Origin of the sequence: Halococcus salsus (genome assembly GCF_009900715.1) — an archaeon.
GTDB lineage: Archaea > Halobacteriota > Halobacteria > Halobacteriales > Halococcaceae > Halococcus > Halococcus salsus.
Map to the genome: position 1 here is coordinate 1 of NZ_JAAAJC010000010.1, position 24,903 is coordinate 24,903.

Sequence of the window (24,903 nt, forward strand, 5' to 3'; positions counted from 1 at the left end):
TGACAGTTCTTAGCAATATACGAGCGTCACTGACCACCAATCGGCAGCTCAAACTGGGAGAAGTCATGGGATGGGCAAGTATCTTAATGAGCCTCTGGATAGGGCTCACGGCGATCACTGACGAGGCTTGGATAGCTGGCGCACTTTTCCCAGTGGGAGCTCTAGCATTCGCAGTCGGGATGGCTGCCAAACAACGGGCCTATGGTTTTCTACTGCTGAACCTCACCGGCCTGTTGCTCGTTTCAGGACTAGTAGTATTTGGATATCCAGCGGAGGCCAGCCTCCCTCTGCTTATCGTTGCTGGTGGCTTTTTCAATGGGTTAGTCTTGCTTCTGGGGTACATATATCCGGACCTACACGGCGAGCCTGCCAGACCAAACCCGGAATAGATCTTTCCAGAGTGATCGTGCGCGCTACTGGCAGCTTGTCTATCACAGTTTGTTAGGGCAGTCCGATTGTAGCCGATAAGATGCTTGCACCGGCTACTAAGAGAAGAAGGCTGGCAATAATCACTCCAGCAAGCTCATCGCCAGACCCGACGACAACAGCGTCAGGAGGCGATTGAAGCGCGCTTGCGAGTCGCGCGATACGCTCAGGTCGGTCAAACGCGTTCTCAACGTCAGAATAGTGAAGCAGAGTTGGCATACTCGAAGCTTGTCTTTGATTTGTACTCCATCGACAAAGAACGTACTGCCGCTTAGCTGGATTGCAGTACCCGCATGGTTTATTGCGATATCGTCTCAAGGGAATCATAATGCTCAGACCACGGGCAACTGCTCGAAAGACGCCGACCTGGCCAACACCAACTCCTGAACAGGTGGAGGTCGTACTTCTTGGAACGTACCACATGGATGAACCCGGATTAGATGACGTCAATGTCAGTGCCGACGACGTTCTTGCGGATTCTCGGCAGAACGAACTCAAATCCTTGGTCTCGCACCTCGAGCCAGTCGAACTAGACTACGTCGCCGTTGAACGACCTGCCTCTCTGGGGCAGGAAGTGAACGAGCTCTATACGCGCTATCACGAGGGGGAGATCGCATACGATGAAGAGCACACGTTCGCTCCCCATCATCCCGAGCGAGACGACGACGGAATGGCATGCCGGAGTGAGGTCATTCAAGTTGGATTCCGGCTCGCCGATCGACTCGATCATGACCGGGTTTTGCCTGTCGACGTTCCCGAGATGCTCGGAGAAGATCCTGATTTCGAGCGCTTAGAAGATGAAGCCGACCTCACACCGAAGGTAGACACTCCACAATTAGACCGAGATCGATTACAGGAATCCCTGGATGAGCGCCTCACTGATAGCTCTATCACCGAGTACCATCGCTACCTCAACGAAGAAGCTGCTCTCCACTACAATGATGGAATGTTCGAGGAATTCCTTCGCTATGGTGAAGGCGACAGCTATGCCGGCCCCGATGCGCTCGCCAAGTGGTATCGTCGGAACCTCAGAATGATTCACAACATCTGGCGCGCTGTGGACGCCGATACTGACCGGGTGCTTCTCGTCGTTGGGTCAGGGCACATCCACATCCTTCGACACCTTCTCACCGAATTTCCACAGTTCTGCCCTGTTAGCTCGCTGCCGTACCTCCCATCGGATTCTAAGCGGGAGTGAGCGGCGCTAGGAATGAATGACCATACTCAACAGCGGTTTGCTTCGAGCCATTCAATGGCAAAGTCCACAAGCTCTGACTGAGAGAGGAGTTTTGCTTCACAATCACCGATGGCCCCCGTTCTGCATGCCTTCGGTTTACAACGCTCAAATGCTGCGCCACACTCTGAGAAGTCCCCATCATCGAAATTGAGGTCCCCAAAGGACACCCACTCACGCTCTCCATCCACGAGTACTGCGCTACCATGCGTATCAGTACCCAGGTCGAGGTCGGCTCGATACTCAGCGAGATGGATAGATGTACTCGTTTCGTGGGACGTTCCCAGATACAAGACGTCACCATCGAGGTCATACATACGAGCTAGTGGCGAATCCTTGCCGAGCGAATACGCTAACGAATGGTCCTCAGTGACGAACTCAGCATCGGCTCCCCACGCCGCAAACGAGTGCTGGGGATGCTTGCTCCGAAGAACATCTGGATAGGACCGAAAACACTCAGCGATAGCACCCATCCCCTGTGTCGGAGTCACGGCTGGCCGGAACGGCGGCATCTGGTCTCGAATCGTATCGTACCACGAGTCGGGGACGGGTGGATTTTGCATATCAGTCGGGTCTCTATTTCCTGGTGAGTGCGTCGGCATGACGAGAGTTCCCTCCTCACCAGTAACCTCTTGCAGCGCGTCCACAACCGTAGGAGCGCCGCCACAGACCCATCCGAGGGAAGATAGCGATCCGTGGACAAGTAGCGTTTGACCTGCTTTAACACCGAGAGATCGTAAGTCCTCTACCAGCGAATCAACTGTTATTGGCTCTGGAGAACGATCTTCAGGAAGGATATCGTTCATGGGGAATCTACGAAGGTAGCTGGACTTAGCAAGTGGGGAATCTCAGCTGCTCTAATGAGTACTGGAACCAGTCGCTAACGAACGCAGGTAGTCGTGTTTTCGTGTGTACTCGCGCATTTCTTCAGGGAGTTCGTCGTGGCTAAACCACGCCAAATCCGTGATCTCCGGATTCGCTTCGATTTCTGCTTCGCTCAGTTCTGCTCCGCCACTCGGTTCTGCAGTGAAGACGATAACGGGTATCGGGAGGGGCTCTGGTCCACCGAGGTCAACATTCATCAGACGGGCGAAAAGGACACCAGTGATTTCGCACTCGATGCCGGTTTCCTCACGGGTTTCACGTTGAGCGGTTTCCGCGGGCACTTCACCCGGTTCGCCCGCCCCGCCAGGCGTCTCCCACTCACGAACGGGGTTTCGCACACAGAGCAGCTCGGCATTGTCGTTTACAACGACCGCTCCTGCCGCATACGGGTAGGATTCGTCCTCGAATTCGTCGGCCGTTTCTGGATAGATTGGGTCGTCGTGGTTCGGCATTGGCTCGACGAGAAGTGGCTCAATACGCTCGTAGTCCCAGCGTTCATCCAAGTCAGTAAGCGTCCGTTCAGCACGTTGATGTACAGCCTCAGCAACCGAATCGTGGTCAGTACTGTCCATGTTTCTTCTCCTCTAGGGTGTGGGAAGAAGCTACTCCTCCTGAAGCGATTGCGACAGTGAGGGAATCGCTTGAACTATAAGAAAATCAGCAATAAAATACATCAACACTCGCTGTAGCCTCCGAAATATCTTTGAAAAGCGGCTGAGATGATTGCCAGTATGCCTCTCCAGATCCTCCACTACTCTGATATCGAGAACGCCTATGACGATCCTGAACGCATTGGACGCCTCGCTGGGCTTATCAACCGCCTGCGCGACGAACAGACTCTCGTCACAGGAAGCGGTGACAACACGGCCCCAGGTGTCCTCTCGCTCGTCACCCATGGAAAGCAGGCATTCGATTTCTTCCACGCCGTCGAACCAGATGCCGATGTCCCCGGGAATCACGATTTCGACTACGGAATTGACCCTCTCCGCTCGCAGATTCGTGACTCACCACAGCCATGGCTCTGCGCGAACGTCTTCTCGGGAAACGAGCGTTTTTCCGCCGACGAAGGAACGCTGTCACACACCGTCATCGAAACCGAGAATCACCGAGTCGGGCTGATCGGCGTTGCAACCCCTGATACGCCAGTTATGGTGCCTGAGGCGGAGCCTCTCAATTTCACTGACCCCGTCTCCGCTGCTGCTGAGAGCGTTAACGAACTTCAGGACAGCGTGGATACTCTCGTCGTGCTTTCGCACTGTGGCGACGACACTGACCTCGCTACGGCACTTGATGTCGACGCGGTCCTCGGCGGGCACAAGCATACACCACATACTGAGTACATTGACGGAACTCTCGTCGCTCGTCCTGGCTCAAACGGCCGGTATCTCCTTTCAGTCAATTTCGAGGGTGACGATCCAACTGTTACCAGACACGAGGTTAGCGATGGTGCGCTTGATGAAGGCGTCTCGTCAGCTCTACGAACCCGAATGGATGAAACCGGGCTTACCAATGTAGTGGCCACGCTCAACGACCCGATACCAGTACACGACCGGGCGCGCTTGGCAGGGGAAAGCCTGATCGGGAACTTCGTGACTGACGCCCTACGTTGGCGAGCGGATGCTGAAGTTAGTCTAATGCGGGCCGGGATCCGCGAGAACGAGCCGCTCACCGGTTCTATAACCTCTGCAGACCTCATCGGCGTTCTTCCATTTGACAACGACCTGTGTGTCGTCGAACTCTCCGGCGAACAACTTCTCGAATCGTTTCGTGAACTCGCAGTCACGTACCGCTATCCCGAAGCTACCGACTGGTGGTTTGGTCACGTAAGTGGAGCGACCATCGTTTGGAATGACCAGACGAATTCCCTTCTTGATGCAGCCGTGAATGGTAACCCTGTTGCAGAGGATCAGATGTATTCTGTCGCTGTTGATTCTCATCACGTCGAGACAACTCATCTATTCTCGACGTTCGATAGTAGTGAGGTAACCAAAACGGCTGGAACGGCGTATGAGGCGCTCGTTGAATATGCCCAAGAGTGGGGTGTCAGCCCTGAGCTGGAAGGGAGGATCCAACGACCGGCCTTTGAAGAGGCTGAGAGTGACTAACCTCTATCCGGCTTTGGAAATCTCTGAGGCAAAAGCGGATCAACGGTGTTTGTTGGTCTGTGCAGGGGCTGGAACAGCATGCTCTCTCTTACGAGAGACGCTCTTGTGAAGTACATTGTTGGTGAGTCAGAGAACTGCTCGGATAATCTGTTTCAGTGCTTCTCGACCCGGTTTGCGGAGGATTCGTCGCCGAAGCTGGAACGGTCTGAGATACGCGGTCAGTTTGTCCTTTGAGACGCCTCGATGCGGCGAGAGCCACCGTTGCGCCAGCGACGCGTGGCTCTCGCACGTGTTCACGTGCGCGTCTCCATCAACGTACTCGCCGTCACCGTGAATTACTGATTCTCGGTGGAAGCTCTCGTCACCGTCGAGTGGATCGTAGGCCCGAAATCCGTCAGTATAGACGGTCAGCGACTCCTTCTCGCGGTTGTCGAGAAGGAGTCGCACGGTCGCTTCGTCGGCGGATTTCGCCGGGACGACGTATCGCTGACCGCTGCCGCGATCAACGAGCGTGAACACTGGCGGTTTGTCCCCCTCGTACGTTCCTCGTCCGCGTTTCGAGAGGCCACGCGAGCGCGACTCTAATGACTGAGAGAAGTTGTGAAACCTTTACCGTAATTTTTACGGTAAATCAGTTTCGTTCGGCTTTTCGATCCGTTCAGCGAGCAACTGAACCAACTCCTGTACGGTGATTTCATCCTCTTGGGCGAGGGTCGCATCAGCAGCATACTCGATCGCTTCAGCGTAGCTAGAGCGATCATGAGAAGCCATGATCCGCGTTAGCTTCGTTGCCAAGCTATCGCTGATTGTGACGGTTGTGTACCCATCTGGAGGCATATCCAACCAAGGTAGCGAATTTACGGTAAAACCTACGGTAAACTACTCTGCTATCTTCATAACTTCTCTGGGTCATTATCGGTCGCGCTCGCGGCCTTTCTTCCCGGCAGAGACGTAGAACTCGTCAATCTCGACCGGGCCAACGAGGGAGATGGCTGGCGCGTCGAGCGTTCTGGCGAACTGCTCGACGCGCCGGCGAAGCGAGCGATACGAAACGTCAATTTCAGCGTCTAATTGGCGGATACTCGTGTTGAACCGGAGAAACGAGTAGAACGCGAACAAGAGCTTGTCGAGGCCGATCTTCGCGTGCGCGAAGGTCGTGCCGGTCTTGTCGTTGAACGTTCGGTCGCAATCCTTACAGAGATACCGTTGATACTCTCGATAGCTGCCGTGTTTGATCACCGACTCAGACCGGCAGTGCGGGCAGTAGAGGCCGTCGCGCCAGCGAACCTGCTCCAGCAGGTTCGCGGCGCTCGCCTCTGAGCGAAGCAATTCAACTGGGAACATTGCATTCGGGTGACGCTGCCGCGTCACCCTTGCCCGCTACGCTTTCACAGCGACAGCGCTACTCGACCAACAACCTGCTTCCGAAGAGCGATAAAGTTTAGTGGTCCTCCGGCTCATCCTGCTTCGTCGCGTGTACGGTGCCGTCTGGATGCTCTGGTGGACTATAGAGCGTATACAACCGAAGGGCTTCCTCCTCTGACGTATTTGTGACGTTGTGTTCAGCTCCATCAGGAATCACTACGATATCATCGTCTTCGAGGGAAATCTCTTCGTCGTCAAGAACTACTTGTGCGGTCCCTGCTTCGATCCGGATAAACTGATCGATATCTGAGTGGGTTTCGAGCCCGATCTCTTCACCCGGTTGGAGGGTCATGAGAACGAGCTGGGTGTTCTCACCGGTGTACAGCACGCGGCGATAATCCTCATTTTCGAGGGTGTCCTCCTCGATGTCGGTCGTGAACCCGTTCGCTACGTTTTCAGTCATGAGCATCCTCTTTTACCAGAGCTACTATTATGTACCTTTTGCTCATTTCGAAGGACGTTGTTGGTGAGTCAGAGAACAGTCCGAACAATTTCTCTCAAGGCTTCTCGTCCGGATTTGCGTAGGATTCTCCGGCGAAGACCGAAGAGTCTGAGATAGTTGTGAGTTTGTCTTTCGAGGTTCCTCGGTGCGGCGAGAGCCATCGTCGCGCCAGCGAACCTGCTCCAGCTGGTTCGCGGCGCTCGCCTCCGAGCGAAACACTTCAACTGGGAACATAGTCGAGTGATGCTGACGCATCTCCCATGCCCGCTACGCTTTCACAGCGCCAGCTCTATCCGACCAACAATCTGCTTCCGAAGAGCGTATAGGCTATTATGAGAATGACTTATGTTCTCGCTAGTGTCGAATCTGTAGCGGTCATCCCAATGAACCGGTTTTTCACCTAGTGAATGTATCTATCTCTTCCGCTCGTGAGTGGTGTTCGGCAATTCTGAGCGGATCTGGCAACCATGCATAGAGTAGACAATCCCGGATGCCGAATTGCTATTCGAGGTCGAAGCGGTCGAGCTGCATCACGTTGCTCCAGGCATCCACGAAGTCCTCGACGAATTGCTCTTCGGCGTCGTCAGCGAAGTAAGCGTCTGCGGTGGCGCGGAGGCGAGTGTTCGAGCCGAAGATCAGGTCGAAACGAGTGGCCTCCCACTCGACCTCGCCGGTGTTGCGGTCGCGGACTTCGAAGAGCCCGTTGTCTTCGTCGACTGGATCCCACTCGTAGTCCATATCGAGCAGATTCACGAAGAAGTCGTTACTGAGCGTGCCCGGCTGGTCCGTGAGGACGCCGCGGCCGGTGTCTTGGTAGGTCACGCCGAGTGCACGCATCCCGCCGACGAGCACCGTCATTTCCGGAACGGACAGGTTCAGTAGCTCTGCCTTGTCGACCATCCGTTCCTCCGGGGAGTCGTAGAGGTCATCGTACTCGCCGCCGAGGTAGTTCCGAAACGCGTCGATCTTCGGTTCGAGCACCTCGAAAGACTCGACATCGGTCTGTTCCTGGGTCGCGTCCGTGCGACCAGGTTCGAACGGCACCTCGATGTCGTAGCCGGCGTCCGCCGCAGCCTCCTCGATGGCCGCGTTCCCGCCGAGCACGATGAGGTCGGCGAGCGAGACGCGTACGTCGTCGGAGCGCGAGTCGTTGAACTCCGTCTGGACAGATTCGAGGGTTTCGAGTACCGTTTCCAGCTCCTCGGGCTCGTTGATCTCCCAGCTTCGCTGGGGTTCGAGACGGAGGTGTGCACCGTTCGCACCGCCGCGCTTGTCGCTGTCGCGGTACGTCGATGCCGATGCCCATGCAGTTTTGACCAGCTGGGAGCGTGAGAGATCCGAGGCAAGGAGTGTCTCTTTGAGTTCGGCGATCTCCTCATCGCCGACGAGTTCGTAGTCGGCATCCGGGACGGGGTCCTGCCAGACGAACGTTTCGTCGGGAACTTCCGGACCGAGGAACCGCTCGGGCGGGCCCATGTCGCGGTGGATCAGTTTGTACCACGCCCGCGAGAACGTCTCTTGGAACTCTTTGGGGTTCTCTTGGAAGCGCTTGAGGATCTCCCGGTAGTCATCGTCGTGTTTCAAGGCGACATCCGTCGTCAGCATCATCGGCTCTTCTGTCTCCGAGGCATCCCGCGCACCGGGTGCGTCATTGATGTCGTCGCCGACTGGCTGCCACTGCCAGGCACCGCCGGGCCCTTTGACGGAGGTCCAATCGTAGTCCAACAAATTGTCGAGATAATTCATATCCCACACGGTCGGCGTGGCATTCCAGGGACCTTCGATGCCGCTCGAGATCACGTCGAGACCGCCGATCTTGTCTCCGTACTCCTGGGCCCAGCCGAGGCCCTGCTCTTCGATCGGTGCTGCCTCGGGTTCGGGACCGACGTGCTCCTCGGGATCATCCGCGCCGTGAACCTTCCCGAAGGTATGGCCGCCAGCGATGAGCGCGACGGTCTCTTCGTCGTCCATCGCCATCCGGCTAAACTCCTCGCGAATGTTCTTCGCGGATCCTTCAACGTCCGGTTCGCCGTACGGTCCCTCAGGATTCACGTAGATGAGACCCATTACAGTGTTGCCGAGCGGGTCCTTGAGATTGCCGACCTCGCCGTCGTCAAACCGCTCGGGCGAGGTTGTCTCCCACTCCGTTTCGGGACCCCACTCAACGACCTCGTTGGAGGTGAATGCGTCCTCACGGCCACCGGCGAAGCCGAACGTCTCGAAGCCCATCGATTCGAGGGCGACGTTCCCCGCGAGCACGATGAGGTCTCCCCACGAGAGCTTCTTGCCGTGTTTCTTTTTGACCGGCTGGAGCAGGCGACGGGCCTTGTCGAGATTTACGTTGTCCGGCCAGCTGCTCTCCGGCGGGAGGCGCTGAAGGCCACCGGCTGCACCGGCTCGACCGTCAGCAGTGCGGTACGTCCCAGCGCTGTGCCACGCCATTCGGATGAAAAACGGTCCGTAGTGGCCGTAGTCGGCCGGCCACCAGTCCTGTGAGTCCGTCATCACGTCCTCGATGTCCGACTTCACCTCTTCGAGGTCGAGCTTCCCGAACTCCTCGGCGTAGTCGAACTCCTCACCGTACGGATTGGTATCCGCAGTGTTATCGTCGAGAACGTCCAGTCGGAGTCGGTCTGGCCACCACTCTTGATTGGACCATGTCATACCCATCTGAAATAGCGTATCGGCGTTAAGCCTGTTGACTGCGACCAATCTTTACTATTTTCCTGACATCGACAGGAGTTCGGAATAACAGTTTGTGTGACTGAGACGCCCGGCTACCTGAGGCCGACCTATGACCATTCGTCTTTAGCTAACTCCAGAAGTTGGTTACGCTCATGTGTAGCACATTGTTGATGGCGAACAGTCTTGCGATTTCATTAGCTCTCATAGCCCGTTGCATGGTTTCGAAATCAGCTCGGAAATATCGTACAGCAGTCACTAATTGCAGGAATAGTCACTTTCACTAGACTAGAAGTCGGAGTAGTGCTATGAGTACCAGCACCTCCGACGCCTGCGACAACACCGCCTATTCGCATAAGATCACCGTTCGTGGATACCTCCAAACCCACGGCGAGGTCGCCTCCAAGGACGATCTCCGCGCCGGCACCGACGTGCCGGCGTGGTACATCACTAACATCGCCTCCCAAGCCCCCTTCTACACTTCCTTGAACCACAACAACGAGTACGTCGCCAGCAAGCACATCGTCGGCCACCGATCCACTCACGACGGGTTCTGGCGGCCCGAGGTGGATGACGGCGTCGCCGTCTTCCACCGCAAGGAAGACGCCAAGCCGACGCTCAAACACCTCGCGTTCCGCCGTCCATCCGGGCTGACCGCATCCGAAGCAAACGACCTTCTCGGTCGTCGCTCCTACCGCCCACTCCAGAAGCTCGCTGACCAACAGGAAGTACACGCCACGGAATGGCTAGACACCACCGTCTACACCCACAGCTGGCCGTCCCGCAGGGACGACCAGCTGGCTCAGCGTGAAACCGACCAGCCAGCCGATGTCACTCACGACGATCCTGCTGACGACGGCTACCTCTACCGTGACGAACTCGTTGCAACCTTCCTCTCGGTCGCTGTCTCGGAACTTCAGTCAATCTCTCCCGAACGAGCTGCCGCACTCGTCCTGCGGCAGTTCGAGGGCGACTCCTTCGACGCCCTCGAACGCCGTCTTCAGCGCAATCACTCATTTCGAGAGGCTCTCGACTACACCGAGCCAGAGGACGTCCCGGATGGGACGTCGCTCTGGCGGGCCTTCGATGAACTTCATCCCGATGAACTCCGAGACTGCCTCCAGTCGATGTGCGGCGAGTTGCTTGCCGATCACGAACATGGCGGTGAGTTCGTCGTGATCGATGGAACGCACATCGCGGCGTGGGCGAATACGCGTGATGAGATCGAAAATGGCGAAGTTGAAGGTGCGAGCTGGGGGAAACACGAAGGATCGTTCTACGGGTACAAGGTGTTTCTCGTGGTGGATGCGGCAACGGAGCTGCCGGTCGCCATCACGATGGAGACCGGCAAGAGGAACGACAGTGCGGCGTTCGAACCGCTCGTTGAGGAGTTCAACGAGCGGTACGACACTGACGATCTCCAGGCAGCCCTCGCCGATGCCGGCTTTGACAGTCAGGATAACCGCGACTTCTGTCAGGATCAGCTCGATTGTCCGTTGCTGACGGCGATCAATCCTCGCCGATCGTCGCCGTTAGCAACGATCAAGGACGAAATCAAGGAACTGTTCAAGGAACACGGCGAGGAGGTCGACAGTCCCTACGACGCTCTGGAGCGGCTGCCACAGAAGCAACTCTCGGAGTACGGTGTTTCCGTCGGAAACGTCGAGGAGACGTACATTTTTCAGGCAATCAAAGAACGGATGCATCGACACCTGCGGGCAGGTGTCGAGCGCGTATTCTCGCGTCTGAAGTCCTTTACCGGCCTTGATCGCGTCCGCGCACGCAAGAAGAACAACGTTGAGACTCACGTCGTTCTCTCGGCAGTAGCGCTGGTTGCAGCGTCTCTCACTGCACAACGGCAGAACAAACCAGGGTTGATACGGTCACCGAGTCGGCTCATCTGACGGTCGCGCCATCTGTCCAAAAAACAGGTGTCGCCGCCTGAGAGGCATCGCTCTCAGGCGGCTGTTTTTTCTGAAAGAAGCTCGACCAATCAGGCTGATCTACCGGCCGATTCAGCCATTTCTATCAAAAATCGTTCCATCGTTTCACCAACTCTACTGATGGAGTCCGGATTCAGGCCCGATCGTTCCGTCTGGCGATTTGATTTTGAACGTGCAACAGGGTATTTAAAATAATTGAGGCTAAAGCTAACCGTTGTTTATACTACGTTAGCAACCACCACAAGACTCATTATCGCGAATCAACTATCCTGATGTAGCTCGGGAGTAGGGTTCGCAAAAGGGGAAACCCCGTTGCGTGGCATCACCCTGCTTTCGAGTTTCCTTTTCTGGTCCGTTGACCAGTATCATCAACTGAGTCGCCATTTACATAGTCTTTGTGAAAAAGCATCAAGCTGCCTTTTCTTGATAGGACGTTCTCCGCAGCGATTACCTAATTTCAGGCGCTAAGGCCCCTCCCTCAAGGAGCACGACCGGAGGGAGCGCGAGTAGGGAGGGGATACAGCGTCCCCAGAACGCTTCGCGTTCTGGTGTGCGAACGAGACGCGAAGCGTCTCGTCAACGCCGTCATCGTCTGACCTCCCGAGGTTTCGGCGTGTCGGCTGACCGGACCACGAGCGATACGTTTATGTTTCTACAACGTTTATACTCTACCGATGGACCGGCACGAGGTCGAAGGCCACGAAGTTGTGGACGGAGAAGTGAAGCCCACCGGCAACGGCGCTCACGTTCTCGTCCCACGCCGATGGGTCGGCGCGACCGTCAAGGTCGTTCGTACCTCCGAACCGAATCCAGACGAGTAGACCATGCTCAACTACAAGTCCCGGCTCAACCCCACGCCCGCTCAAGCAGAGCAGTTAGCGTGGACGCTGGACACCTGCCGACAGGTCTACAACCACTTTCTCCACCGATTGAATCGCGTCGAGAACACGTCGTCGTACAACGAGCAGCAGCGACTACCGAAGCTCAAGGAGTGGTGGGACGACCTACGCGCAGTCCACTCCAAAATGCTTCAGAAGGTCGTTCAACGCCTGTACGACAATCTCTCGACGCTTCGCGGTCTGAAAGAGAACGGCCACCGCGTCGGTCAACTCCGATGGAAAGGAGCGGGATACTACCATTCGTTCACATACAGTCAGTCCGGTTTCAAGCTCGACCAAAAGAGCGACCGCGACGAACTGTGGCTGTCGAAGATTGGCAGTATCCCCGTCGTCGCTCACCGCGACCTTCCCACCGATGCGACCGTGAAATCCGTCACGGTGAAACGCGAACCCACCGGCAAGTGGTATGCCGTCCTCTCGGTCGAAACGCCCGACGAACTGCCGGAGAAACCAACGAACCCAGAGAACGTCGTCGGCATCGACGTGGGGATACTAAAGTTCGCCCACGATACCGACGGGACGGCGGTCGGGTCGCTCGACCTGTCGCACGAACGCGAGCGGCTGGAACACGAACAGCGCGTCCTTTCGCGCCGCGAACACGGGTCGAACAACTACCGCGAACAGCAACGGAAGGTTGCTCGACGCCATGCCGACATCAAACGGAAGCGTCGGGATTTCCTTCACAAACTCTCGACGTGGTACGCCGAGAACTGCGACCTCGTTGCCGTCGAAGACCTCGACGCGAAAGGTCTGATGCAACTCGATGGCAACAGTCGCAACCGTGCATCCGCCGCGTGGGGGACGTTCCGGCGAATGCTCGAATACAAGTGCGAGCGCGAAGGCACGCACTTCGCGGAGGTTCGACCACACGGAACAACCAAAGAGTGTGCCCAGTGCGGCGCGGAGACGGACAAACCGTTGTGGGTGCGGGAACACTCGTGTCCGGCGTGTGGCTTCACCGCCGACCGCGACGAAAACGCCGCGTGGAACGTCCTTCAGCGCGGTATCGACCAGATAGGCATGGGCAATGCCGAATCAACGCCTGCGGAGACTGTGGTCCCTACGGCGACTACTTTTCAACCAGTCGCAGCAAACCACGTCGCGGAAACAGGAAGCCCCACCCTCAAGCGCGAGCCGTCAGGCGAGCGGTAGGGTGGGGAGGATGTCACAGTGAATCTCTCACTCAGAATAGAGCTGTAATCGTGGGCTGAGGTAAGTATCGACGTGTGTGCTACGGCAGTGTGCTCGAAACGCGGTGATCCATCGCGGCGATAAGTTAGTTAGACGACGTTCTGTTGACAAAATCGTTATTGCGCGTTGGCAAGTAACTGGATAAGAGTACGTGACGTGACGGGATCAACCGCGAAACGACTGAACTACAGAGCGCTATTCCCATCACAGAATCGTTAGTGCGCGGTGAACGGTCGTTTCGCGGCCTACAACAGTGGTCGCCGACGGCCGCTATCCGTGTGGAGAACGAGTGGGCCAACAAGAAGTTGAGTTGGGGTTGAGTTCATGTCTAAACCGGGTTCGATCAGGTTCTCGAGTGCCTTTTGGACATCTTGACCATGGTCTGAGGCAGGAATGAATCTCCGGCTCTATCCACGAATAATCGTATACCACGTTGTAGAATCAGACGACTCCTGTGTTCGTGCTTCATGGTGTCTGTTTTCCCTTTAGTAATACAATTCTCGGAGAGTATCGAGAAGCCCAGTACTTGCTCTCGGACCTTGGTACAAGTCCACAACGTGAGTACGGTGGGCATGTCGAGCAAACCGTAATCCGGTTCGTTCTTTCGAGAAACCAATAGACTCGGTGATGATTTCTGCCTTCAGGATTGGTCGAGAAAAATTCTAAGGGGTTGTCCACCTCCGTCGTCTGGCTTACAGCATGATTACTGACTGCGCTGATAAACAGGATGTGGCGGAAAAACATCTCAAGAACGGTTAGAGGGAAGTCAATGAATTCGACTAGTCGCTCGCAAAGTCCGACTGTTTTGACCCAGCCACTGGAATGAGTTTCTCGCGGACGACTGTTTCACAGTTGAACGAACAGACGTGATAAGTGTTACCCGCCCCCATAATTTGACTATCTTGTTCTCTCTTTCCAAGCGGCGCAGCGCAGACATCGCAGGTGTACATTACGTAATGGAAAAGTCGGTCACGAGCAAGTAAGTCCTCGCTCAGGAGATTCTATACCACTCGATATCTCTCGGAAGGAGAAACTATTGAGTTCGACTTCAGCTACGAAATAACGAGATACAGTTCTTGCCAGTGGGCGGGTTTCCTGCTAGTTCTTTCCGTTTCCTCCGGATTTTGATTTCCCTGCCGAGGGGAGGAACTGGCCACCCTGTAGTTCGGCACTAATTCGCGTCTCCGACCCCTTCAGTTGCACACGAAGGCTAGGTGCGAGCGTCCCGCCGAAGACCGCCTTCTGCTCTTCGGGCGAGAGTTCAGAAACCGAATCAAGGGATTCTCCGGGGAGGTCCTGGAAATTGAGGAAGCTCGTTACGAGGAGGTTGTCCCCGTGTGGGAGTGCGAGATGAGAGTACGTCTGGAACGGTTGTTCGGTGGGGTTTGCGACGACGAGACCACCATCATTAAGCGGCTGATAGTCGCCATCCATCGAGTCTGCAACGAAGCCATACAGCCCGTCCGGTCCGGTGAGACCGGGCGCGAACGTGAACTTGTGGCTAATTGTGAATAGATAGTAGTTTCCTCTATTAACGACGATATGAGGTCGCTCAAGTTGCTGGTTCGTGGTTATTGCTTCGAGTAGCGGCTCCTGGAGCTCCCAGTCAGTGAGCTCCTCGTTCGTTGCCTGAGCAATACCGACGTTTCCGTTCCACTTGTACCAATCATTTTGGTAGGCACTGGGGTCCTCGATTCGAGTGTTACCTTCGAAGACAACGTAGTCCTCGCCGGTTTCGGGATGCTGGAAATACCAGGGATCACGGAACGCGTAGACGATCCCTTGGTCCACGGACTGTTCGAGCGTTTGGTAAGTCTGGCCGTCAGCCTCGGCGATCTTGTGGTGTTCAAAGCTCCCTGTGAGTGAAACTCCCTCGGATGAGGTTTCCATCGAGGCGCCTTTGGCGAAAGCGAGACGCTGCCGATAGCGTTCCCTTGGCGGGAGATTGCCGTCACTGACGGCTGTGTAGAACAGATATAGCTGGTCTTCGGTCTGGTCGTACATGGCCGAGCCAGCCCACTGGTGGTGCCCAAGTGGGTTTTCAAATGCTTCACCACCGAGTGTCCAGTCATGTCCGTTCTTCGAATAGAAGTATCGAATTCGAGCGAGGTTGTGACGAGCACCTGGAGGAACATCATTGGGCGCTGTCAGGGAAAATATCACCTGGTAGCCGTTGATCTTCGTAATTGAGCCGTCACGGTTTCGGAGGGGCCACGTATCCCAAATATAGAGGCTGTCGGATAGTTTGTCGACAGGTTCATCGATAAGTGGCGCAGTATTGGCGTCAGTTCGTCGGATCTGTTCGGCCTGCTCGCGAGTCCACGAAGGACCGAATCGGCCTTTCCCAGCTGCACTCCCTGGAAGGGTTGCACCAGCAACGCCAGCAGCCCCGAGAGCGCCAAACGTTTTCAGCGCTGTTCGTCGATGCATACCGAATTGTCCGCTGGAATCCTCTTCGGGCATCATCTCCACGTGTACTCGGCAGACGAAAGTATCTATTGGCCATTTTTGCATTATTGTTGGTGTCACGCTCTAAAAGTGGTCAAACGTTAGTCCACTACTGACTACAAAGTCAGATGTTGATAAAAGTTCAAGTTGTTGGATCTTCTCTGTTTGTGAATGATTTCCCCGTGCCTCGTTGCTTGCAAATTTCACTCACAATTCGCTGACATGGACTACGCCTTCACCGCTATTGATGCGGTTTACGTCTGGACCCGAGGTGGCTACCAGGCCGCTCGGATTTGATGCGCTGGATCCACTCCTTCGTAACCGTTTCCATCGAACGCCTTCTGTTCTATAGGGGTGAGTTTGTGTCAAACTAGGTTCGATCGGGTTGCCGGGTACGTCCGAAACGGCGACGGATTGTATCGTCGCTCTACGGAAAGAACATGGTTACTGAGAGTCTGTTAGTGACTTACCCGCTTTATCCAAAAGCAGGGGCGTCAACAATTCGAGATTGTTCGTCGAATAGTTGGAGAGACGTGTTTCGGTCTTAATTGACAGGTGCTTCCATCGTTTCTGTTCTGATGATGAGCTTGTTGTCGGAGCCAACAACTCCATCAATCGTCCCAGTAATCGCAAGCCTCGATTTCGGCGTGGGACCGACCGTAACTGAGTCGCCTTCATGAAAGTCCCGAACTGACCCCTGCATTCGAAGCTCAGCGCGGCATTTCCCAGGATGGTGGACGCTCATCAGGTTGATCTCCTGAATCACCTGTTCGTCGATTGGATCACCATTGTGGCTCAGCGGGATGGAGGCAGGCTCATCCATCTCCTCGATGTCGAGCGCGTTGTAAGCGCTCGCCATCGGCTTGTAGCCACCCTTCGGTCCAGGAACGCCCTCGACCAATTGGAGGGCTTTCAAACTCTGCATCTGATTTCGGATTGTGCCTGCATTACGGTCGATCTGCTCGGCGATGGCTTGACCTTTGACTGCGTTCTCGCTGTCCCGATAGAGGTCAACGAGTTCTTGGAGGATCGTCTTCTGGCTTTCAGTCAACTCGATCGATGACATACATACAATAGTGGGTCACTGTCGGTTAAGTCCGTGGATGAAATCAGATGGCATTCAAACCTTCGCAGATCGTGTGCTTGATTTCGAGATAGGAGAAAAGATAGGTTGACCTTCCACTCAATCTTCGGTTGAGTCTGGCAGGTAAACTGTTAAAATTCTTTCCCAGAGGTTTACGTTGTAACCTCAGAAGAATATATAACCCAGAACGAGCGAAATTATCGCCGCGATCCAAATTCTACATGAACAATCCGACTAAGAATCGAACAAGTGAAGAGTATTAGTACCCTGCACTGTGTGAAATACTATCACATGCCAGAAGACGCGGAAGCTGGACCTACTCGGAACATCAACGAATTGTTAATGCGGTGCCCCGAGTGTGGTACACCCTTCCTAGAAGAAACTGCTATGAAGAGTCACAGAACGGAAACTCATTAGCAATATAGCTCTCAGTCGCCGCCTAGGCCGACACACTGGCGTTGATTCCCTTCATACGCTACCGTCGTGCCGTTTTCCATGGTGAACTGAATGCCCATGTATTGGGGTCGATAGCGAACTCCGAGTACGGCGGGTTTCACGAGCAACAGAACACCGTCTCGGTCCGTTCAACCTCCATGTGTGTGAGCAAATCAGGGTAGTGAACCGCCTCACTGACCAACATAGGGTACTCCTCGAGGCCATGGAGTAGCTTGCCAGCCCAGCCATCACACGTTTTGGCGCTGACCGTATATCAGCCGCAGAGGTGATTGACGGGCCCAACTCGCCCGACTGGAGGCGCCTGGGGAACAAGGGGACGTTTTGCTGGAGGAACTCTCGGCACCACGTTTCGCGCGATCCACCGGTACCGATAAGGAATAGTTGATGTGCCACACCTCACCGCTCCCCGAAGCTTCGCTTTGCTCTGCTGTTCCGTCTGCGCTTCCATATAATCGAGGGCCTCCCCAGCACTAGTCGTTCGCTATGGGCGAGCCGGTCGGCGCCGATAGCGCTACATCGAGGGCCCGACTCGCGTAATCGCGAACTCGGTCAGCCCGTGGCGCTCTGCGCAGGTGCGCTCGCCGTTCGCGACCCCCCCCGACCGCCTCCTGCAGGTCGATGTCTGGCGCCGACGCGTCGAGGTCGATATCGGAGCCGAGTACGGCGGCGGTTCGAGAGTCGCCGGTGATCTTGAGAATCGGCACGACCGGATGACCGGTCGGCACGCCCTCGCTCGTCGCGTGCACGATGAGGTGTGCCCCGGCAGCGGCGAGTGCCGTCGCGGCCTCCTCGACCTGCGAAGGCGCATCGACGAGCGTGACCGCCCCGTCGCAGGTTGCCCGCTCGCCGTACTGAAGCACGTCCGCAATCGGCTGGTCCCCGAGAAGGTCGGTCGCGCTCGCCGCGCCCGCCTCGCTTGCTGCCCGTCGAATCGGCGGGGCTCGCGCCGACTGGCGTTCGTGGCGGTCAAGCAACGCCTCGAAGGTCCTCTCAGCGTGGGCGTCGGCGAAGCGGCCACGGATCTCGTCGGCATGCGGGACGAACCGCTCGGTTCCCGCGACAACAACGCGGCCACCGGCTTCGGTAACCTCATCGACGAGCCTCCCCATCAGCGGGTCGACAGTCTTGCGGGTCGACCTGTCGCAGTCACTCGCGACGACCCCGACCGTCAGGTCGCCGAGCTCAACGGTTGGCCGACCGTGCTCGCTCTCGCCGGCGAGGTCGTCGGCCTGGGCGATCCCCTCGGCGATACACTCGTCGGTTCCACCGGCCTCCTGGATGATCGTCTCGCGAACCGGGATGTCGTACTCGGCGAGCTCCGCGACCACCTCGTCGCTCTGAACGGCCTCACAGCCGAGACCGACAACTACGGTTCCTGCGATATTCGGATTCCGGCCGACGCTGACGAACGTGCGTTTGGTCTGTGCGTTGTCTGCCCCGATCTGTGCACAGCCGTGGTCATGCGGGGCGCTCACCGCCTGATCGACACGATCTGCGATCTCGTCAGCGACGACGTGCGAGCAGATGACCGAAGGCAAGACGAGCACACGGTTCCGGACCGCGACCCGCTCGTCCCCGCGCCGGCGCTCCTCGATTTCCGTCGAGGGTACGTTCGCTCTCATGGGTGCTCACCGTCCCGAATATCCGCCGTCAGGTCACCCCGTCCGCGGGCACTCCGACAGTTATGTGTATGCACCCATGTCCCCGGTTCGATCCGGGTTTCAGCGGTGCCGATCACCTCCCCGTACTTGCGAACCGCACCTGCTTCGTTTATCGCGGCAACCGCGAGCTTGTGGCCGAACGGGACATCGTCGACGAGCTCGATCATTGGTCCGTCCGGGCGCTCGATCGTCTGGCCGGCATCAAGATCGCCGAGCGCGGTCGCGACCGTATCGCCCGCGGCCATCACCAGTGCAACACCGTCGACGACAGTGCCTTTCATACGGAACCCCCGGCGGCGATCTCGTTTGGCTGAATCTCGTTGATCGCGAACTCCTCCATGCCGCGGCGCTCCGCCTCGGTGACTGCCCCGTTGGCGACGTCGAGTACCGTCTCGAAGACCCGTTCGCCGACAGATTCGAGCGGTTCGCCGTCGAGAATCGTGCTCGCGTTGACATCCATGTTGTTGGCCATCCGGCTGTAGGTCGCGGGATTCCCGGTGACCTTGATCACCGGCGCAATCGGGTTGCCGGTCGTCGATCCGCGGCCCGTGGTGAAGGCGATTACCTGTGCGCCGCCGGCGATCTTCCCGACGACACTCTCGACGTCGTAGCCGGGTGTGTCCATCAGGACGAGACCGCCGCCGACCGGGAGCGGCTCACCGTAGTCGACAATTCCGCGAACCGGCGTCGTCCCGCCCTTCGCGATCGCCCCGAGGCTTTTTTCTTCGATTGTTGTCAGCCCGCCCTCCTGGTTGCCTGGCGAGGGCTGTGCGCCGCGCATGTCGACGCCCATTAGGTCCGCAAGCGATTCGCGACGTTCGACCCGCTCAAGGAGGCGTTCTCGAATGTCGTCGTTGACGCAGCGCTCGGCGAGGATGTGTTCGGCACCGATGAACTCTGGCGTTTCGCTGAAACTGGCAGTGCCGCCTGCCTCGACGAGCCGGTCGCAGGCGTTCCCGACGGCGGGATTCGCCGCGATGCCACTAGTTGCGTCGCTGCCGCCACACTCGACGCCGAAAACGAGTTCGTCAACATCCGCCGACTCACGCCGCGCCGCCGCGGCGACCGTTCGGAGATCTTCGACTGCCGCTGCCCCGGCATCGACGGTCGCGCTCACCCCGCCTGATTCGCGGATCGAGAGCGTCCGTGCCGGCTTACCGGTTTCTGCGATCCGGTCGGCAATCCCCTCTGTGTCAGTCTCTTCGGTTCCGAGCTCGACCAGTACCGCCGCGGCGACGTTCGGGTTCCGGCCGATCCCGGCAAGCACCCGTTCGGTCTGTTCGCGAGCAGGCGCCGCCTGGCTTGCTCCCATCTGGTGTGGCGTTGCGCGGACGTTTGGTCCTCCATCGTCGGCCACCCGCTTCGCGACGGCACTCGCCGCCACGGAAACCGGGATTACAGCGACGAGGTTCCGTACCCCAACCGTCCCGTTTGACCGCCGGTACCCATTGAATTCGAGGTTCATCTATTACGATTGACGATACATGATGGATACGTATTCATCCTTTCGGGCGGGGTCTTCGCTAATCACGTGCCACAATTGCGCATTCGATCCCGCCTCGGGCCGGCAATAGCGGGTACGGGGACTTGCCGGGAGAACAGGTGAAAGCGGTACGCTGACCCCGACGATTCGGTAGCGGGAGCACTTTTCACCGGATCGGGCACGGCTGTGCCACACCCCGAGCAGCTTAAGGGGTGGCTCGATTCCTGGGTTGACGTTGTTCGGGTGATCCTCGACATCGGCGCGGATCGGGCTTGTACAGCTGCTGTGTCGAATTCTAATGCTGGACATCAGTTAGTAACGGATCGGGGTCGAACCCGCTCAAGTGAGCCTCACAGTGGCTACTGGAAGCGGTTGAAAGGAGGGTTGAGTTCATACTAGCTATAGTCCGATCGATCCGAGTTTGAGTTGTATTTGAGCTCGAAAGGGATCCCGACTCTGGGTGAACCTAAGATGAAATGATAGACTGACCGTCGGGGTGGGGCATCGCTGTGGACGATTGGGAAAGTATCTTGATGACCTGTGGAAGGTCACCCTTCGTTCTCGTCCGGTGGCCGTTCCGAGAGATCTCTGAAGCGGTCTTGGGCCTGTTTTGAGCGGGTAGCAGTTTCGTCGGGTAGGTAAGTGATATGCTTGAGTCGGTCGCCTTCGATTTCGACCACAAAGATCGCATCTACATGATTTCCGTCCTCGGGAAGCTGCTTTCGAGAGATCACGATATCGTCAATCGTACTCCCATTACGTTCCAGGAGGACGACTGCCTGGTCGCCCTCAAAACGGTCCAACACACCTCGATACTCCTCGGTCTTCATGAGTAGTCCTCGCTGAGCATTTCTTGGCCTTCGTCGTTCGTAACCATGATTGTATCGCCCCCATTATTCCAGATGGCTCTCCCAGACCCCCAATAGAGGTCTGAATCGGTATCACGTCCCTCCCCCGTGTGGAGAGTCAGCGTCTCGCCAGCATCGATGGTCGTTCCGGATGGCACAGTATACGAATGCGAGCTCCTGTCTTCGATGGTCCACCCGGATATATTGAGCGACGTCGAACCGGTATTCTCGAATACGATGTATTCGTCGTTGAGATTCTCGGATTCGTCGCCCTCCGCATCGGCATGGACCGTCCTCACTGCAAGTGCGCTACCGGTATCGGTTCCCCCATCGCTTGTAATGGTTGATGTCGATGGGTCTGTAGATGTCGGCGTATCCCGTGTTGAATCCGTCGCGGTCTCTGAGACTGTCTCTGTCGTACTACTTCCAACTTGGATGGTCGCACGGTGAGTCACTGGTTTGTCGGAGCCGGGTTCGATAGGATTGCCGTCGCGAACAGCCGTCGGCTCGGTGGGTGCTTTTTGTTGTGTGGCGATATCGATAGTGGAACCATCGCTTGTGAGAACGATATTCCCGTGAGTAGCGGTCCAGTAAGCCTCGATATTCTGGTCAGCGAGCCGTTGGAGGGTTTCCGGAGCTGGGTGGCCATACTGTGAATCGTACGCGCTCGAAATGAGCGTGACAGTTGGCGAGACCGCATTGAGGAACGGCTCGGTACTACTCCCAGCACTGCCGTGGTGGGCGGCTTTCAAGATGGTCGAGTTGAGGTGGCTCCCGTATTCACTCGCGAGGCGGCTTTCGCCAGTTTCCTCGATATCGCCCGGCAGCACGAAACTCGTCTGACCGAAGGTAAATCGGAGGACAATGCTATTCTCGTTGCGATCTCGGTTGTCGATGTACTGCTCAGGTGGACTCAAGACCTGTGTTTGGACTCCCTTGAGGGGGATATTGTCGCCAGCGTGAGTCTCATAGAGCGTGACGTTGTGCTTCTCGACGGCATCAAGGTAGTCTTGGTAGGTTCCTGAACTAGAGGCAATACCAGGATCATAGACGGCTCCAATACCCTCGGCCTGTGATTCGTAGTATTCGATGATCTCCGCGTTCCCACCGATATGGTCGGCATCGGCGTGCGTGGAAACGAGGTAATCGATACGGGTGATATTATGATTTTTTAGATACTCGAGGACGATCTCGCCGTTGTCGCTGTAATCGCCCGTGTCGATGAGCATTGTCTGGTTGGTAGGACTAATGATAAGCGTCGAATCACCTTGGTCGACATTGATCGAGTGGACTTCAAATGTTCCGTCGGACGTTGAAGAAGACGATTCCGAGCGCGTTTCAGTGGCTGATGAATCCTCGCTATATGGTGAGGGAGGTGTTGTGGTCGTCTGATTGTCACCGCCGTCAGAGCCACTGTTGACTCCTATTTGAGTTTGAGAGCCAGCATCCGAAGCACACCCTGCAAATACGAGAAGTATCGCTACGAGAGCAACGCCCACCGTGTGTCGATCCATGGGATAGCTTGTCAGCTACGCTGGGTAAATCTATCGGTAGTGGAGTCGTTAATTCATTCTTTGTGAATATATTACTGAACCAATGGAAGCGATGGTATGTCCTTGCTTCGCAGTTCCTGTTGGGCAAGGAAAACTCTGATTTGTTTTTGAGATTGCTTCAACAAGTATACATTGGGTGTTTGCAAACCCGCTGTAGAGTAAATCCATTCGCCCAACGGTGGTTGAGCAATCGATGCGCTGAATCTCGATAGCTTTCGCTCCGCGAGTCGCAATCTATGTGAGGGATTTTCCGACTCATCCATCCCACTGCTCTTGAGCACAATACACAAAGTACATACTCTCGTTAAGCGGTCGGAGAGTATGGTCGAGAGCAGACGGTTTCGAACGACGGCACTCGGATTCCTCGGTGCCGGGCTTGCGTTCGCCATCGCGATCTGGGTCATTGGCCCACAAGACATCTATAATGCGCTTGCCATGAGTCAACCCGGAATCCTTGTCGTTATTGTCGGAGTCGCGGCGTGCTGGCTCACAGCATGGGGACTCTCGCTCCGAACCGTTTTGGAGGCGCTCGACGCCCCCATTCCGATTTCGACAGCTGTTTTGGTATTCGCCAGCGCAACCTTCGCTAATAACGTCACGCCGTTCGGACAAGCTGGCGGTGAGCCCGTGAGTGCGTTGCTCATCTCCCGTGCCTCAGACCAAGAGTACGAGACGGGTTTGGCGGCGATAGCGAGCGTTGACGCGCTGAATTTTGTACCGTCGATAGGGCTCGCACTGATTGGATTGAGCTATTTCGCTACGAAACTTACCTTTGGAACGGATCTCACGCTCGCCGCTGCCGCGGTCGGCCTATTCGCAGTAGTCCTCGTAGCCGCCGTTGTCCTCGGATGGCGCTACCGCTACCGAATCGAACACGGGGCTGTGGCTACGATCACGCCACTCGTCCAACGGATCGCCAGTGCATTCCCCCGAGTTACAGCACCCGAATCCGAGTCGCTTGAAGCTCGAATTGAGGGATTTTTCACCGCCGTTGAGCGGGTGGCGACCAATCCCCAAAAGCTGGCACTCGCTTTGGTGTTTTCGACGATCGGATGGATAGGCCTGTCAACATCGTTGTGGCTATCACTTTACGCGATAGGCTATACTGTCCCGCTTGCTGTAGTACTGGTCGCCATTCCGGCAGGTGCAATGGCAAGCATCACGCCCCTTCCAGGTGGTCTCGGCGGTGTTGCGGCGGTTTTGGGCGCACTCGTTGTTGGAACGACAAATGGTGTTACGATAGCCGCCGTCACTGCCGCTGTTCTTGTTCATCGCGGGGCGACCTACGTTTTGCCAACGATGGTCGGTGGAGGGGTCGCTGCCGTACTTGCTGACCAGTGAACTACCGCGTCCTACTCGCTCACGATTGACACTGTTCGCTCCTTGAGGGCGCGGATTCCTGCCTCTATGACGCGCTTTGCAGATACGGTAGTATCCCCAGGCGTTGATTCGGAGTAGACCACTCCTATGCGTTTGAGGCCGCGAGAAAGGATGTTCTTTGCCGCGTTCACGTCCCTGTCCGCCGTGAAACCGCACGAGGGACAGGAATGTTCGCGTACCCACAACGGTTTGTCTGTCGAGACTCCACAAGCGGCGCACTCCTTGGTCGCTCCCGACGGTTTGATCGTCGCGACGTGCGTGCCTTCGCGCTCGCACTTGTATTCGAGCATGGAGAGGAACGTTCGCCATGCCGCTGACACGGCATTCCGACCGTTCGACGGGCTTTCAAGCATCCCGCGGACGTTCAGGTCTTCGACCGCCACGAGGTCGTACTCGGTGGCGTAGTAATTCGACAGCTTGTGGAGCAAGTCGCGGCGCTTCCGTTCCAGGTCGGCGTGACACTTGGCCACCCGTCACCGCTGACATTCGTAGTTGGCGGAACCATATTGCTTCCGTGAGAGAGCGCTGTTCACGTTTGTCCGACAGGTCGGGCGATTCGACCGCCACGCCGTCGGTGTCGTGAGCGTACTTCAGAATTGCACGTCGATACCGACCACATCTTCCGGCTCGGTCGGTGGTTCAGGCGGCGCTCGCTGAGGGAGAGGGATTAGCGCCCTACAATTCAGCTAAAGACTGCAGTTTTTGAACGGGCTACCGAAATTCGGTTTCCTCTTATATCCTGGCCAGAAACGCATCTT

At 56.6% G+C, this 24,903-nt stretch carries 19 protein-coding genes and 5 pseudogenes; 8 read left to right on the forward strand and 16 right to left on the reverse strand.

Annotated elements, in window-relative coordinates:
- Together GT355_RS15640 and GT355_RS15645 are read left to right on the forward strand one after the other, a co-directional pair.
- Positions 1-389: hypothetical protein (locus GT355_RS15640; RefSeq protein ID WP_205250458.1), on the forward strand; the 389-nt coding region annotated here is incomplete at its 5' end.
- Between the two features lie 365 nt (positions 390-754).
- Entirely contained in the window at positions 755-1,624 is an 870-nt protein-coding gene (locus GT355_RS15645; protein WP_160135490.1) for a DUF5694 domain-containing protein, read from the forward strand.
- 26 nt (positions 1,625-1,650) lie between these two features.
- Here GT355_RS15645 and GT355_RS15650 read toward each other — a convergent pair whose 3' ends face one another.
- Together GT355_RS15650 and GT355_RS15655 are read right to left on the reverse strand one after the other, a co-directional pair.
- On the reverse strand, positions 1,651-2,466 hold the full coding sequence (locus GT355_RS15650; protein WP_160135491.1) for an AAC(3) family N-acetyltransferase: 816 nt from the start codon (positions 2,464-2,466) through the stop codon (positions 1,651-1,653).
- A gap of 51 nt (positions 2,467-2,517) precedes the next feature.
- Positions 2,518-3,117, reverse strand: coding sequence for an NUDIX hydrolase (locus tag GT355_RS15655; RefSeq protein WP_160135492.1), 600 nt, complete (start codon positions 3,115-3,117; stop codon positions 2,518-2,520).
- Positions 3,118-3,276: 159 nt separating this feature from the next.
- Between GT355_RS15655 and GT355_RS15660 the strand changes: the two genes are divergently transcribed.
- Entirely contained in the window at positions 3,277-4,650 is a 1,374-nt protein-coding gene (locus tag GT355_RS15660; RefSeq protein ID WP_160135493.1) for a bifunctional metallophosphatase/5'-nucleotidase, read from the forward strand.
- A gap of 126 nt (positions 4,651-4,776) precedes the next feature.
- Here the strand turns inward: GT355_RS15660 and GT355_RS15665 are convergent.
- From GT355_RS15665 to katG, 6 genes and pseudogenes are all read right to left on the reverse strand, one after another.
- A pseudogene (locus GT355_RS15665) lies at positions 4,777-5,232 on the reverse strand (IS1595 family transposase); the annotation flags it as partial.
- Positions 5,233-5,271: 39 nt separating this feature from the next.
- Complete coding sequence (locus GT355_RS15670) at positions 5,272-5,487, reverse strand: hypothetical protein (RefSeq protein ID WP_160135494.1); 216 nt, start codon at positions 5,485-5,487, stop codon at positions 5,272-5,274.
- Positions 5,488-5,568: 81 nt separating this feature from the next.
- A pseudogene (locus tag GT355_RS15675) lies at positions 5,569-5,994 on the reverse strand (transposase); the annotation flags it as partial.
- A gap of 97 nt (positions 5,995-6,091) precedes the next feature.
- Positions 6,092-6,478, reverse strand: coding sequence for a cupin domain-containing protein (locus tag GT355_RS15680; protein WP_160135495.1), 387 nt, complete (start codon positions 6,476-6,478; stop codon positions 6,092-6,094).
- 68 nt (positions 6,479-6,546) lie between these two features.
- Positions 6,547-6,692: pseudogene (locus GT355_RS15685) on the reverse strand (IS1595 family transposase); the annotation flags it as partial.
- 326 nt (positions 6,693-7,018) lie between these two features.
- On the reverse strand, positions 7,019-9,181 hold the full coding sequence (gene katG / locus GT355_RS15690; protein ID WP_160135496.1) for a catalase/peroxidase HPI: 2,163 nt from the start codon (positions 9,179-9,181) through the stop codon (positions 7,019-7,021).
- Between the two features lie 326 nt (positions 9,182-9,507).
- Between katG and GT355_RS15695 the strand changes: the two genes are divergently transcribed.
- The 3 genes from GT355_RS15695 to GT355_RS15705 all read left to right on the forward strand — a co-directional run bounded on the left by GT355_RS15695 (position 9,508) and on the right by GT355_RS15705 (position 13,193).
- Positions 9,508-11,103, forward strand: a complete 1,596-nt coding sequence (locus GT355_RS15695; protein WP_160135497.1) for a transposase — start codon at positions 9,508-9,510, stop codon at positions 11,101-11,103.
- Positions 11,104-11,816: 713 nt separating this feature from the next.
- The gene (locus tag GT355_RS15700) at positions 11,817-11,963 is read left to right on the forward strand and encodes a DUF2080 family transposase-associated protein (RefSeq protein ID WP_160135498.1); all 147 of its coding nucleotides are present in this window, start codon (positions 11,817-11,819) and stop codon (positions 11,961-11,963) included.
- Positions 11,964-11,966: 3 nt separating this feature from the next.
- Positions 11,967-13,193 carry an RNA-guided endonuclease InsQ/TnpB family protein gene (locus GT355_RS15705; protein ID WP_160135499.1) on the forward strand — a complete coding sequence of 409 codons (1,227 nt, stop codon included), beginning with the start codon at positions 11,967-11,969 and terminating at the stop codon, positions 13,191-13,193.
- 1,137 nt (positions 13,194-14,330) lie between these two features.
- On the opposite strand, the gene GT355_RS15710 is transcribed toward GT355_RS15705, so the two are convergent.
- Complete coding sequence (locus GT355_RS15710) at positions 14,331-15,695, reverse strand: glycoside hydrolase family 68 protein (RefSeq protein WP_160135500.1); 1,365 nt, start codon at positions 15,693-15,695, stop codon at positions 14,331-14,333.
- Positions 15,696-15,890: 195 nt separating this feature from the next.
- On the opposite strand from GT355_RS15710, the pseudogene GT355_RS18335 reads away from it, so the two are divergent.
- Positions 15,891-15,971 (forward strand): annotated as a pseudogene (locus tag GT355_RS18335) (RNA polymerase subunit sigma-70); the annotation flags it as partial.
- A gap of 253 nt (positions 15,972-16,224) precedes the next feature.
- Here GT355_RS18335 and GT355_RS15720 read toward each other — a convergent pair.
- The 6 genes from GT355_RS15720 to GT355_RS15745 form a co-directional block, all read right to left on the reverse strand.
- Complete coding sequence (locus tag GT355_RS15720; RefSeq protein WP_160135501.1) at positions 16,225-16,746, reverse strand: HTH domain-containing protein; 522 nt, start codon at positions 16,744-16,746, stop codon at positions 16,225-16,227.
- 944 nt (positions 16,747-17,690) lie between these two features.
- A complete protein-coding gene (locus tag GT355_RS15725; protein WP_205250459.1) occupies positions 17,691-18,842 on the reverse strand; it encodes a UxaA family hydrolase in 1,152 nt (383 codons plus the stop codon).
- Entirely contained in the window at positions 18,839-19,162 is a 324-nt protein-coding gene (locus GT355_RS15730) for a UxaA family hydrolase (RefSeq protein ID WP_160135502.1), read from the reverse strand. Before GT355_RS15730 ends, GT355_RS15725 begins: the two co-directional genes overlap by 4 nt.
- Positions 19,159-20,346 (reverse strand): UxaA family hydrolase, encoded by a 1,188-nt coding sequence (locus GT355_RS15735; RefSeq protein ID WP_160135503.1) that lies wholly within the window; start codon positions 20,344-20,346, stop codon positions 19,159-19,161. The genes GT355_RS15730 and GT355_RS15735 overlap by 4 nt, the downstream gene beginning before the upstream one ends.
- A gap of 566 nt (positions 20,347-20,912) precedes the next feature.
- Positions 20,913-21,194 (reverse strand): DUF3006 domain-containing protein, encoded by a 282-nt coding sequence (locus GT355_RS15740; protein WP_160135504.1) that lies wholly within the window; start codon positions 21,192-21,194, stop codon positions 20,913-20,915.
- Positions 21,191-22,726, reverse strand: coding sequence for a lamin tail domain-containing protein (locus GT355_RS15745; protein ID WP_160135505.1), 1,536 nt, complete (start codon positions 22,724-22,726; stop codon positions 21,191-21,193). The genes GT355_RS15740 and GT355_RS15745 overlap by 4 nt, the downstream gene beginning before the upstream one ends.
- Positions 22,727-23,086: 360 nt before the next feature.
- Here GT355_RS15745 and GT355_RS15750 point away from each other — a divergent pair, with 360 nt between their 5' ends.
- Positions 23,087-24,106 carry a lysylphosphatidylglycerol synthase transmembrane domain-containing protein gene (locus GT355_RS15750; protein WP_160135506.1) on the forward strand — a complete coding sequence of 340 codons (1,020 nt, stop codon included), beginning with the start codon at positions 23,087-23,089 and terminating at the stop codon, positions 24,104-24,106.
- An 11-nt stretch (positions 24,107-24,117) separates the two neighbouring features.
- Here GT355_RS15750 and GT355_RS15755 read toward each other — a convergent pair.
- Positions 24,118-24,798: pseudogene (locus GT355_RS15755) on the reverse strand (RNA-guided endonuclease InsQ/TnpB family protein); the annotation flags it as partial.
- Between the last annotated feature and the right edge of the window lie 105 nt (positions 24,799-24,903).

Bases quoted from the DNA above. Each gene is read 5' to 3' on its own strand.
- GT355_RS15645 (WP_160135490.1), top strand. From the start codon at position 755: ATGCTCAGACCACGGGCAACTGCTCGAAAGACGCCGACCTGGCCAACA.
- GT355_RS15650 (WP_160135491.1), bottom strand. From the start codon at position 2,466: ATGAACGATATCCTTCCTGAAGATCGTTCTCCAGAGCCAATAACAGTT.
- GT355_RS15655 (WP_160135492.1), bottom strand. From the start codon at position 3,117: ATGGACAGTACTGACCACGATTCGGTTGCTGAGGCTGTACATCAACGT.
- GT355_RS15660 (WP_160135493.1), top strand. From the start codon at position 3,277: ATGCCTCTCCAGATCCTCCACTACTCTGATATCGAGAACGCCTATGAC.
- GT355_RS15670 (WP_160135494.1), bottom strand. From the start codon at position 5,487: ATGCCTCCAGATGGGTACACAACCGTCACAATCAGCGATAGCTTGGCA.
- GT355_RS15680 (WP_160135495.1), bottom strand. From the start codon at position 6,478: ATGACTGAAAACGTAGCGAACGGGTTCACGACCGACATCGAGGAGGAC.
- katG (WP_160135496.1), bottom strand. From the start codon at position 9,181: ATGACATGGTCCAATCAAGAGTGGTGGCCAGACCGACTCCGACTGGAC.
- GT355_RS15695 (WP_160135497.1), top strand. From the start codon at position 9,508: ATGAGTACCAGCACCTCCGACGCCTGCGACAACACCGCCTATTCGCAT.
- GT355_RS15700 (WP_160135498.1), top strand. From the start codon at position 11,817: ATGGACCGGCACGAGGTCGAAGGCCACGAAGTTGTGGACGGAGAAGTG.
- GT355_RS15705 (WP_160135499.1), top strand. From the start codon at position 11,967: ATGCTCAACTACAAGTCCCGGCTCAACCCCACGCCCGCTCAAGCAGAG.
- GT355_RS15710 (WP_160135500.1), bottom strand. From the start codon at position 15,695: ATGCCCGAAGAGGATTCCAGCGGACAATTCGGTATGCATCGACGAACA.
- GT355_RS15720 (WP_160135501.1), bottom strand. From the start codon at position 16,746: ATGTCATCGATCGAGTTGACTGAAAGCCAGAAGACGATCCTCCAAGAA.
- GT355_RS15725 (WP_205250459.1), bottom strand. From the start codon at position 18,842: ATGAGAGCGAACGTACCCTCGACGGAAATCGAGGAGCGCCGGCGCGGG.
- GT355_RS15730 (WP_160135502.1), bottom strand. From the start codon at position 19,162: ATGAAAGGCACTGTCGTCGACGGTGTTGCACTGGTGATGGCCGCGGGC.
- GT355_RS15735 (WP_160135503.1), bottom strand. From the start codon at position 20,346: ATGAACCTCGAATTCAATGGGTACCGGCGGTCAAACGGGACGGTTGGG.
- GT355_RS15740 (WP_160135504.1), bottom strand. From the start codon at position 21,194: ATGAAGACCGAGGAGTATCGAGGTGTGTTGGACCGTTTTGAGGGCGAC.
- GT355_RS15745 (WP_160135505.1), bottom strand. From the start codon at position 22,726: ATGGATCGACACACGGTGGGCGTTGCTCTCGTAGCGATACTTCTCGTA.
- GT355_RS15750 (WP_160135506.1), top strand. From the start codon at position 23,087: ATGGTCGAGAGCAGACGGTTTCGAACGACGGCACTCGGATTCCTCGGT.